This window comes from Fimbriimonadia bacterium (assembly GCA_039961735.1).
GTDB lineage: Bacteria > Armatimonadota > Fimbriimonadia > Fimbriimonadales > JABRVX01 > JABRVX01.
Window position 1 is genome coordinate 19008 of record JABRVX010000013.1, and the last position, 10646, is coordinate 29653.

A 10646-nucleotide genomic window follows, 5' to 3' on the forward strand; every position below is an offset into this window, starting at 1 on the left:
ACCCCCAAGGCCGCCCCAGGGCCAATCTCTCGGGAGTGCCGACGAGACCTACCGCAACTGCACCACGCGCTCGTTCTCGCGCAAGTACGTCTTGCGGTGCAGGTCGTAGATGGTGGCGACCAAGTGCCGCTGCTCGTCTATGCTGAACTCGATGCGAAGCCGCGCCTCCGGGCCCCGGCCGGGCGAGGGCATGCGGATCACGTCGCCGGGGTTCAGCGCTACGATAGCCTCTTGCTCGGCATCTGACTGTGGGTTCCAATAGTGGGCCTGCGCGCGAGGGCGCCAGGGCACCGAGCGCCGACCGGAGTAACCTACCTCGCAGATCGGTAGCCGGAACTCGCGCTGCCCCTTCGCAACCGCGTAGTAGCGCGTTGCGACCGGCCCGTTGCTGGGGAAAGGCGTCCCTCGCGGCACCAGCAGCTCGTACTCCGGTCGCGCCTGCTTCTCGTCGTACAAGCGGATCGCGTAATCGTGGTGCACGATCTGGTCCACGGTGGCCCCAGCTCCGAACACCGCGCCGCCCTTCGCCACCGCGTCGAACGGGCTGTCGTACCAAACGCGGTTCGCTCCGAACTGCTCCACCAATCGTCCGCGAACCTTGGGCAGCAGCGTGGACCCGCCGACCGGCAACACCGCCTGCACCGCCTCTTGGCCCACCCCATGACGGCGGTACAGGTCGTCGAATAGGTCCGAGAGCACTCGGTCCACCCGCTCGTACAGCCCCTTCTCTGCCAGAAGGGTACGAAACTCATCTCGCCCGATGATCAGGGCGGACGCTCCAGGAGGGCTGAGAGTTAGCTCCTCTGGCGCGTCTTCCGGAGAGAGTGTGATCTTGATCAACTCGGCGTTGCGACGTAGCCAATCTTCGGCCTCCGCCCCGCGCGGGAGCCTGGGCCGCAGGTACTCGGCAACCCACCCGTCTACCGTCCGCCCGCCGAAGTCGATCTCTCCTCTCGCCGCCAAAAGCTGCGAACGACGATTGGCTGCTTCTTCTGTGGTAGCCGGGCCCACTCGCACCACCGCGCAGTTCAGCGTCCCTCCACCGAAGTCCACTACCAGTAGCACCGGCTCGCCGCTGATGTCCACGCCATACCCCAAAGCGGCGGCTACCGGCTCGTCCAGCAGTGAGAGACGCCTCGCCCCGACGCGCGAAGCCATACGGCTCAGTTCCACGCGGTAAGGCTCATGGCACTCCACGGGTGTGGTCAGGGTGAGATGCACGATCAGAGGCCGGTCCTTCTTCGCCAGCCACCCACCCATGCAACCCCGATGCACCGGCAGCGCGTCGGCCTTCAGGCACTGTTGCATCAACGCCTGGAGAAACAGCAAAGCGGTGTGCCGTGCCGTGATGGGTTGGGCTTCACACGTGGCCACCACCTGCGAGCTGTCCCAAAGAAGCTGCTTCTTCACTCCTAGCGCATAGGGTGCACGCTCGGGAGCTATCACGATCGTGCGATCCATCTCGATGGCGCTCAGCGCCTGCGAGCCGATAACCACACGCTCGGGGTCGTGAAAGTACACTGCCGAGGGGACGAGCGGTGTGCCCCAAGTCGGTTCGTGGATGCAGATATCGTCCAACTCCACGCACTCCGCGTGCGTGCCATTCCACCGGGCCACGACGGTATTCGTCGTGCCAAAATCCACCGAGATGGAGCCCCGTGATTCCAATGCCGAGGGATTCTCCCCCTTTTCGAGCGAACCCGTCAACCGCTCGGGTATCCATCGCCCTGCCGGGTGGACCTCGCGCGCATGGCAACTCCGTGAGAAAGCAGTCCGCCTCGTAGCCCGGGCGGGGCATCCGAATGCCGTCGCGCTGCTCGTCGAGGCACTTCGAGACGTAAGCTGGAAGGTGCGTCTGGCCGCCGCAGAAGAACTTGTCGCCTACGCCGACCCCGCGACCGCCGAGCCGCTGCTCAGCGCTTGCGAAGACGTTGACGGGGAAGTCGCTGAAGCCGCACGAACCACGCTCGGGCTCTCGGCTATGCCCTTCGACCTGTCAGTCTCCGAGGTCGCCCAATTGCGCCGATCACAGGATCCCAGAGCACGCAGAGTGGGGGCCTACTGCGCTGCACGCAGCGGGCATTCCGATCCCTCCTGCGTCCGAATTCTTACGGATTGCGCACTAGATGCCGAATTGCCCGACTCGCTCCGCTCTTCGGCTATCGCCCGCCTCGCCTCTCTGGAAAGCCCCGATGTAGCCCAAGCGCTGTTGGAGATCGCAACCCAAGCCCCTCGTCACGTCCAGGTTGCAGCACTCGGCGCCCTCCGCCGCACGCGGAAGCACGTACCTGCTGAGAGCCTTCGTCACCTGTGTGAATGTCCTGACCCGACTATCGCACGACTCGCCGTGGAGTGTGCGGGCGCCGTCAGCGGACTCGAGGCGCGCGACATCGTGGAATGGGCTCTCCGTAGCCCCCACCCTGCTGTCCGAATCGGCGCGTATAACGCACTCCTTTCGTTCGACCGACCGACCTACGCGCGCAAGGTTCGGGACGCTGTGCGAGACCCCGATGAGACAGTCCGCGCTGGCTTTGCCGAAAGTGTGCCGTGGGGAGCCCCGCGAGAGGCCTGCCTCGCTCTCGCCTCTCTGCTCTCGGACAGCGTTCCGTACGTGCGTCTCTGCGCGGTGCAGGCCCTTGCGCGACTGGGTCAGGTGGTGAGTCTTGGACTGCTCGCGGAGTGCGCGCGCTCCCCTGACGAAGACGTGGCTCACGCTGCGCGGCAAGCCTTGGAAGACCAGGGAGGAGCGATACAGGTTGCAAGGACGGTGCTGGCCAACCAGGCCGCATCGCCGTACGACCGGGGACGCGCGATCCTGCAGTTGGCGAGCGTCGGTGGGTTCGACCCAGTGCGTCTGCTTAGGGACCTCGAGTCGGACCGAGGTGGCGACCTGATGCGGGAGGCGCAGCGGGTGATGGAAGCAATCGCCGAGATGCGTACACTGCTGCGTTCCCCGGACCCTTCCGCCATATCCGACGCGCTGTCATCGGAACTCCTGCGCAGACCGACAGCGAGCCCCGAGGTCGAGGAATCGTTACTGCGCCCCACCCTCCCCGAGTGGGTGAGAACCGACGAAGAGTTGATCGGTGAGGAAAACCGGCCCGATGGTCTCGGCGATATGTAGCGTAGCTTGTTCGGAAGAAGATAGACAGCGGCCGCGGGCAAGGCGCGCCCGCGGCCGCTGACCGACTAGGGGCTCTCGCCAGGCTCGATGCCCAGCTTTTTCAGCGCGTCCAGCAGGCCCTTCTCGTTGAAGCCCACGAACCGCGCGACGATCTTGCCGGACGAGTCCAGAACGTAGTTGGTCGGATACGCCTGCACGCCGTATGCCTTCGACATGTCGGCGGCATCCTTGCCGTTCATCACGATCGGGAAGGTGAACTTCTCCTTTTCGACATACTTGGTGATGGTGTCTGCCGAGTCACCGTAGTTGATGGCGACGATGTTCAAACCCTGGCTCTTCAGCTCTGAGTACAGCTTCTGCAGGTGCGGAAACTCCGCACGGCAAGCTCCTCAGCCGTAGAACCAGAAGTTCACCAGAGTGGCCTTGTTCCCCTTGATTGCCTCGGCAAGCGATAGCTCGCCCCCCGAGGGGGTCTTCAGCTTGAACTCCGGCGCCTGAGACCCCACCGCCAACAGCTTCGCCTCGTAGTTCGGCGCTTCATAGGGCTTTGCATCCCCAGGCGGCTTCCAAGCGAACTGCTCGGGCTTCATCGGGGCGTCTAGCTTGAGATCCTTGTATACGTACACCAGAACGCTTCGCTCGGTGGCATCACCCGTACCGCTGGGCATCACCTGCTTCGCGCCGACGGGCAGTCCCGTCTTGGTGTCAACATAGACCGTCAGTTCGAATCCGGGCCGCTCGGGCATCTCGTAGCGGAGAGCCTGGCGGTCGCCCCCCTCGAACTTCTCGGTGCTTGCCCCGACTAGCTTGCGGTCTCTTGGCTCTTCGACGAATGCCTCGAGCCCGGGAAACCGCACCAGAACCGTCTTCGGCGCGTCACCGGACTGAAACTGCTTGCGGTCGGGATAGTAGATGTGTCGCTTGGTGCCGTCCACTCGGTCTTCATAGGTCTTGGATACCATCTCCGAGTAGTTCGGACGAAGTGCCTTGAACGTGAACGAACTGGCCACCTTGTCATTGACGCGAGTCTCGACCGAAACCGAGAGCGACTTGGCGGCTTTCAGCTTGTCGCAGAGCTTCTTGTGCGCTACCTCCCCCGTGTCCTGCGCCTGGAGCGCGAAGGGCACGAGCAGCAGACATACAAGGAACGAACGAGCCATGGTTCGCACCTCCCACCGCACGATACCCCGTCAAAGCGATCGCAGTTCCGTAGTCTCGCCGTCCCGGCGATTGACAGTATCCGGCGAGATGCCGGAACCATAAAAATCCATGCCCGAGCCGCGTCCAGTCCTCCAACGCCCGACTCGACGCCAAAGACTTTCGCGGGAACCCAGACGGCGAGTCCCCAAGCCGCAGGGCGAAGGAGCGGCTACACGTCCAATAGAGCCCGGCACTGGCGAACGTCCTCGTCCATCTGCACGCGTAGCTGCTCAGTGTTCGGGAACGCCCGCTCTTCGCGCAGTCGGGCGAGAAAGGTGAGCGTCACCGTCCGCCCGTACAGATCGTCGCCGGGGTAATCCAGCAGATGCGCCTCGATGGTCCTCTGTCCGCCCCCCACGGTCGGTCGAACTCCGATGGACACCGCCGCCTTCCATCGGTCTGGCCCGACATGTACCGTCCCCGCATACACTCCATCCGAGGGAACCACCAACCGAGCGACGGGCACCAGGTTGAGGGTGGGATAGCCGAACGTCCGGCCTCGCTTGTCCCCATGCACCACTGTCCCCACCAGCGAGTAGGGCCGCCCGAGCGCCCGCTCGGCCTGGTCCAAACGCCCTGCCTGCAGAGCTAGACGTATCTCGGTGCTGCTCACCCGTCGCCCGTCGTGTTCCAGCGCCGGTACTGCGGTGGCGTCGAAGCCCAACTCCTCCCTTCGAGCGTGGACGGCCTCGGGAGTACCCAGTCTGCCCTGCCCGAACCGGAAGTCGTGTCCCACAACGAGGTGCTTGCAGTGGAGCCAGTCCCGTAGGGTGCCTTCTGCGAACTCAAGCCACGGTTGCGACGCGAGTTGCTTGTCGAAGATCAACAGCACCGTGTGATCCACCCCGAGCGTCTCGAATCGCTCGAGGCGTTGCCTGAGTGTGCACAGGTAAGGAGGCGCGTCCTCGGGGCGTAGCACTTCTAGCGGGTTGCGGTCGAACGTGACCACCACGGTGGGTCGCCCGTGTCGCCTCGCATCGTGCACCGCCTCCAGAATCACCTTGCGGTGGCCAAGGTGCACGCCGTCGAAGTGCCCGATGGCCAGCGTCGCCGCTTGCCAAGGCACAGAGGTGGTCTGGTGGCACAGGATCAGGTTCATGTTCGGTGGGTGATAGCGTACCCTTGGCGAGGGGGGCGGGAGGGCCCAGGTTCCCGATCGGCCGGCTGGGCCAGCCGCTTCCGCACCGCCGCTCGCAACTCCGCCATCGGAAAGCGATCTCCGGGGCAGAGCGTGCTCTTCACGTCCCGGTGCGCGATGATGTCTTCCGCACCGAACCCGTGCCGCCTGGCCAGCCCGACAACCAGGTCCACCGTCGCCTCCATCTGCACGGAGGTCGGCCGCAGGGGCCCTGTCCTGCCTCTTGGATTGCTGCTCGAATCGAAATCCCCGACTAAGCAGATACCGAGATAATGCCGGTTGTAGTGAGTGACCCCCGAGTGCGCCCCAGTGGCGTTCTCAGGCCTGCCCGGCTGCACGGTCCCATCCTGCAGTACGACGTAGTGGTAGCCGATGTGATACACCCCGCTCTCGTCCACGTGCACCCATCCACGGCGTGCGTGGTAGCGGTCCAGGACTCCTGCATCCACCGGCTTTCCCGCCGAGGTCGGCGCCGTGGCGCTGTGGTGGATCACGACCCCGAGTACGCCCGCTCGTTGCCGCTGCCCTATCTGCGGGATGGATGCCCGCCAAACCAGGAAGAACATCAACGCTACAAGCAGCAGCGCGATCAGGATGCGTAAAGGCTCATGGTTCAGGGACTTCATGGCTATGCGTATCAATTCTACGCCGACACTCGGCCAAGACGTATCGCCCGGACTGGGCAGCCGACGGAATGGTGACCCGATGCAGCCAAGCCTGGGTACTGAGGTAATATGGGCGTACCACCGTCCCGGTGATTCTGTCAGTTACGGCGCAACCGAACGGAGGCGCGCAATGTCCGAAAAGGTTCACCAAACTCGAGCCTATCGGCTCCACATGAACGAGCGCATCCTCAGCTCTGGCCACAAGGGTATCCAACGGTTCTTCAACCTCGACACCCAAGCATACAGCTTCGGCGCAATCCCTGTGAAGATGAAGGAGCTGATGGGGCTGGTCGGCTCGATGGTGCTTCGATGCAACGACTGCATTTGCTACCATGTCGATCGGTGTGTCAGCGAAGGTGCGAGTAGGGAAGAACTGATCGAAGCCATGAATATCGCGCTGGTGATCGGCGGCTCCATCGTCATCCCGCATATGCGCTACGCGTTCGAGATCATGGACGAACTTTTGCCTGAAGCAAAGCGTGAATCGGCTGGATAGAAGTCGCTTAGTGCGGCATGGTGTTTGGAAAGCGTCATTCGGTCTAGGGCCGCGTGCAGTTTGTCCCGGCGTGCGGCTGCCGCGTGCCGCGACCTCCCGCATGCTGCTGACCCTAGTAACTGAATGGCGAATATGACACTTCATGATGCTTGCCTCTCCGCATGCGCGAGCTTGGGCTCTTGTAGAGCATCGTTGTGAACCGTCGCACGCAATAAGGTGGGACTGACGCGCAGCAGGGCGCGGCCTACGCCGCGCCCTGCAATCAAGAGAGCCCTCTGCAGGCCTACTTCACGAACAGGTCACCCTGCACGAGTGGACCGCCGGCCTCGTACAACGTCTCGTTGCCGCGGCGGACCGTCAGCCGGAAGGCATCTTTGGGGGTATCGTCCGGATCGCCCGGGCCGCGGTTGTCCTCTATGGCCAACACCGCGAGGGCGGGCCTGCCGTTGAACAACACCTCGGCTCGAATCGTGGCTTTGCGGTTCTCCACCACCATCTCGATCAGTCGCTTGGAGGTCACCACGTTCTTCGGACGGTTGCGGTCCGCGCCGTGCTCTTTGAACGTGAAGGCGCCCTCGATGAGCGGGTTGCCATCCGGATCCACCCGCAGTGCGGCGCGAACGTCCAGCATGCCAACCGTCGCGTTGGTCACGGCGATGACGCCGCCGCCACGCACCTCGTGGAGTGGCGGCGGCGGCGGTATCACTACCAAGATGTCGCCACCGCGCACGGTCCCGGCCACGACAATCTCAGCCGAGCTGGATACAGCCTTGATGCTCAGGCGGTCGAACGCGTCTCTCGGGCCATTGGGCGCAACCAGGTCCTCGGCTTCGATGACAACTCTCGCAGCCTGGCCGTTCAGCGTGCCCTCGCCTTCGATGCGGCCCACCCGGCCTTCTACTGCCAGAGCGGTGACGACACGCATCGCAATCACGATGGGCTGATTCGCGTCCGTCGGATGACCGACGAACAGCATGGATCCGACCGGCGCGCCCGGCCCTTTGATCGCCATCATCTCGAAGTTGCCTAGCGGTGCCTCGCCTACCAGATGTCCCGAGCCCTTCACCAGGCTCTCGAACCACGGGGGTGGCGGGCCGTCCTGGGCAAGCGCTCCCGCGGCAAGCGCCGTCGTCAGCAGCAGCGCGCCCCAGCGGCTCCTACTTCTCAAACCTCTCATAACATCTCCTCCCAACATTCCCGGCCTCGTCGTGCGCTGCCGCGCACCTTCCTCTCGAGCCGGTCTCTGAGGGAATCTACGCACTGCCTTCTCCAACGAAACTCCCTGCCTCGAGCTCGGCGAGGCGCTTTCCCAGCACCCGTGCGGTGTAATCAGATGATGGGTCGTAGCCCTGTTTCATAATGGGCCATCGCGCGTAAGGATCAGGGAAGCCGAACGTCCGTGACGCACAGCGTGCAGCGGGTTCGGAGGGCTCTGATGACAGGCTATGCGATGACACAAGCGTACAGCGAAGTCTCGGACGAGACGCTGGCCAGGGCAGCGAAGGCGGGTGATACCGCATCCTTTAGCCTCCTGGTCGAGCGCCACCGCGACCTCGCCTTCGCCTATGCCCTCGCAAGGCTGCGGAATCCCGAGGAGGCCGAGGACGCAGTACAAGAGGCGTTCGTTCGCGCCTATCGCGCCCTATCGGTGTTCGACCCTGCGATGCGGTTCCTGCCTTACCTGATGCGGATCCTCCGAAACCACTGTCACGACCTATTGCGCCGACGGAGCGTACGACAGTCCGTGCCCCTCACACCCAACCTACGCAGCAATGCGCCCTCGCCCGAGGAGAACACACTGCGGGAAGAGCGAAGTGCGCTCATCCTGGAGGCGATTGGCGCTTTGCCCGACCACCAACGCGTGCCGTTGGAGATGCACTATGCCTCGGGCTGCACTGTGCGCCAGATTGCGCAAGCCCTGGGCCTGCGCGAGAGCACCGTCACGGGGCGGATAGCCGGGGCGCTGCGGAGGCTGCGGCGAGCAGTGGGGAGGTGAATCGATGAAACTGACTTGCAGACTAGTATGCATTCGACTGTCGCGGCTAGTTGCGATGGGCGAGGACTTGTCGGCCGATAGGCGGCTCGCGGCGCACGTGGCAAAGTGCGCGGAGTGCGCCCGCGAGTGGGAAGCACTGAGTGCACTTGCACACGACCTACCGCGGGCTCTGCCGGTGCAGCAGCCTTCTCCCGATTTCGTGACGCGCACGGTGCGCCGACTGAACGAGCAACACCAGCCCGCACACACAGCATCGTGGTTGCCGCTGCCCACAGCAGTTGCGCTGATTGCGCTGTTAGTTTTCTTTGCATGGTGGATGATCCGGCCGACGCCGTCGTCACCAACCAGAGGAGAAGATCTCGTCGACAGGCCAGCCCCCGCACCCGAACCGGCACCGAGCCCTGTAATCCCTGAAGTCGCCATCGCCCAGCCCAACGAGGTGCCGCAACAGCTTGTGACGGACTCGGTCCGCACGCCGTCACCACCTAGAAAGCCCCATCGAAAGGTGGTGGCAGGTGCGCGCAGGACACCTGGCGGGCCCACCGGCACGATCACCGCTGATCGAGATACCGACACCCCCGCCGTAAGCGTGTCATGGGAGGATTGGGGCGACTGGTATGCAGAGGCCGGCGCGTATGCACATGCTTCGGACGCCTATGCTCGCGCATATCAGAGCGCACAGGACTCGAACCTCGCCTATGCCACCGGCTATACCGCCGAGGCGGCGGGAGATGTGTACCAAGCGGTTACGTATTACTCGCAATACCTAACACAGGCGGATGGACCTAACACCCGCCCGGAGGAGGCAGAAACATGAAACGTGCCGAGTGGAAACGGATTATCCTAGCAGCGTGCATCATGGCGCTGACACTGCCCGCGGCCTCTCAGCAGCCGCGACTCGAGCAGAGGGGCCAGCCCGGTCAACCCATGATGATGCCGCCGCAACCGGAGATGGCCAAGAAGGTCACCAAGCTCGCGGCTTTGCGCGAGATGCACCGGCTCGGAATGACGGTGGAAGACGTCGAGAAAGCCCTGTCGCACGTCCGGGCGCTTCGCGATGCCGAAGCAAGGCTTCGTGCCCAGACGGAACAGTTGCTAGATCAAGAGATCAAGGCGCTCCTTGCGGCCCGCCCGGAGGATCCACCTCTGCCGGAAACCGCGGAGGCTATGCGTCGCCTAGCCGAGGAATACCGCCGGACCGAGGCGCAGGGCTGGGATGCACTGTCGAGGGCGATTGGGCCACTGAAGGCTGACGGGTTGCGCCGTCTCGTTACGGGCCCCGATCGGCGACAGCCTGACTTCGTTCGTCCCGGCGAGGGCGTGACGAGGCCTCCGGGTGTACCGGAGCCGATAGACCAGCCTGACGAGGGGTTCGGCATGATCCCACCCACTCCTGGAGCGCATCTCGAGCAAGGGCAGCGTCAACCACAAGGCCCGCCACCAGGGGGGCAGAGGACGCTTCCTGACGGACCTGGTGTACAGGGTCCTGGACTAGCGCCGCAGCCGGGCATGCAGTTCCAACCGTTGATGCAGCCGCGCCTCACGCTCGCGGAGCTGACCGAGCTGCTGGAACAGAAGCTTGCGGCGATGAAGAAGAGCCGTTAGTACCGAGCCTGCGAGAAGGAGAAGCGGGCGGCGAGCCGCAGACTCGCCGCCCGCGATACCGGACCGGCGCAGGCGTCTATCGTGCCACCAGAACGTATCCGGCGACACCCCCAATCAACGTCGCCAGCAAGTTCACCACGTCGTTGGAGATGAAACTCACCCCAGCAATCCGCGTAGCGCTGCCACCACAGTGCGTGGGCGTCTCGACGGTCTCACCGCACGTACCACACCGAAACCGAGCCTGCAGCACCGCGCCTATAACGCTGTCGAGCAGAGCAGCACACCAACCGATGACCCCGACCGTAACCGCGTGCGGCCCCCAGGCGGCGACGACAATAGCCCCCAGTCCGGAAGCGGCCAAGCCTGATAAGGTCACGCCTCCGCTAGTTCCCGCGGCTACAGGACGCAGCGTCGTCACCAAG

The 10646-nt window shown here is 64.0% G+C and carries 12 protein-coding genes; 5 read left to right on the forward strand and 7 right to left on the reverse strand.

Annotation, left to right across the window (positions count from 1 at the left end; translation table 11 throughout):
* Positions 1-48: 48 nt before the first annotated feature.
* Positions 49-1668, reverse strand: a complete 1620-nt coding sequence (locus HRF45_05680) for an Hsp70 family protein (protein MEP0766018.1) — start codon at positions 1666-1668, stop codon at positions 49-51.
* On the opposite strand from HRF45_05680, the gene HRF45_05685 reads away from it, so the two are divergent.
* Positions 1649-3124 carry a HEAT repeat domain-containing protein gene (locus HRF45_05685; protein ID MEP0766019.1) on the forward strand — a complete coding sequence of 492 codons (1476 nt, stop codon included), beginning with the start codon at positions 1649-1651 and terminating at the stop codon, positions 3122-3124. The two genes, HRF45_05680 and HRF45_05685, sit on opposite strands and share 20 nt — an antisense overlap.
* A 65-nt stretch (positions 3125-3189) precedes the next feature.
* Here HRF45_05685 and HRF45_05690 read toward each other — a convergent pair whose 3' ends face one another.
* The 4 genes from HRF45_05690 to HRF45_05705 all read right to left on the reverse strand — a co-directional run bounded on the left by HRF45_05690 (position 3190) and on the right by HRF45_05705 (position 6088).
* Positions 3190-3486, reverse strand: a complete 297-nt coding sequence (locus HRF45_05690; protein ID MEP0766020.1) for a TlpA family protein disulfide reductase — start codon at positions 3484-3486, stop codon at positions 3190-3192.
* A gap of 27 nt (positions 3487-3513) precedes the next feature.
* A complete protein-coding gene (locus HRF45_05695) occupies positions 3514-4284 on the reverse strand; it encodes a hypothetical protein (GenBank protein MEP0766021.1) in 771 nt (256 codons plus the stop codon).
* A 209-nt stretch (positions 4285-4493) separates the two neighbouring features.
* Positions 4494-5423: a bifunctional riboflavin kinase/FAD synthetase gene (locus tag HRF45_05700; GenBank protein ID MEP0766022.1), complete on the reverse strand. Its 930-nt coding sequence runs from the start codon at positions 5421-5423 to the stop codon at positions 4494-4496.
* Positions 5420-6088 (reverse strand): N-acetylmuramoyl-L-alanine amidase, encoded by a 669-nt coding sequence (locus tag HRF45_05705; protein MEP0766023.1) that lies wholly within the window; start codon positions 6086-6088, stop codon positions 5420-5422. The genes HRF45_05700 and HRF45_05705 overlap by 4 nt, the downstream gene beginning before the upstream one ends.
* Before the next feature lie 169 nt (positions 6089-6257).
* On the opposite strand from HRF45_05705, the gene HRF45_05710 reads away from it, so the two are divergent.
* Positions 6258-6623: a carboxymuconolactone decarboxylase family protein gene (locus tag HRF45_05710; GenBank protein ID MEP0766024.1), complete on the forward strand. Its 366-nt coding sequence runs from the start codon at positions 6258-6260 to the stop codon at positions 6621-6623.
* 283 nt (positions 6624-6906) lie between these two features.
* Here the strand turns inward: HRF45_05710 and HRF45_05715 are convergent, their stop codons facing one another.
* A complete protein-coding gene (locus HRF45_05715; GenBank protein ID MEP0766025.1) occupies positions 6907-7800 on the reverse strand; it encodes a hypothetical protein in 894 nt (297 codons plus the stop codon).
* A 258-nt stretch (positions 7801-8058) separates the two neighbouring features.
* Between HRF45_05715 and HRF45_05720 the strand changes: the two genes are divergently transcribed.
* Genes HRF45_05720 through HRF45_05730 form a run of 3 tightly spaced genes read left to right on the forward strand, consistent with a single transcriptional unit; the run spans position 8059 to position 10224 of the window.
* Positions 8059-8619 carry a sigma-70 family RNA polymerase sigma factor gene (locus HRF45_05720; GenBank protein MEP0766026.1) on the forward strand — a complete coding sequence of 187 codons (561 nt, stop codon included), beginning with the start codon at positions 8059-8061 and terminating at the stop codon, positions 8617-8619.
* A 4-nt stretch (positions 8620-8623) separates the two neighbouring features.
* Entirely contained in the window at positions 8624-9436 is an 813-nt protein-coding gene (locus HRF45_05725; GenBank protein ID MEP0766027.1) for a hypothetical protein, read from the forward strand.
* Positions 9433-10224 carry a hypothetical protein gene (locus HRF45_05730; protein ID MEP0766028.1) on the forward strand — a complete coding sequence of 264 codons (792 nt, stop codon included), beginning with the start codon at positions 9433-9435 and terminating at the stop codon, positions 10222-10224. Before HRF45_05725 ends, HRF45_05730 begins: the two co-directional genes overlap by 4 nt.
* 76 nt (positions 10225-10300) lie before the next feature.
* Here the strand turns inward: HRF45_05730 and HRF45_05735 are convergent.
* On the reverse strand, positions 10301-10646 hold a 346-nt coding region (locus tag HRF45_05735; GenBank protein MEP0766029.1), incomplete at its 5' end, for a DUF92 domain-containing protein.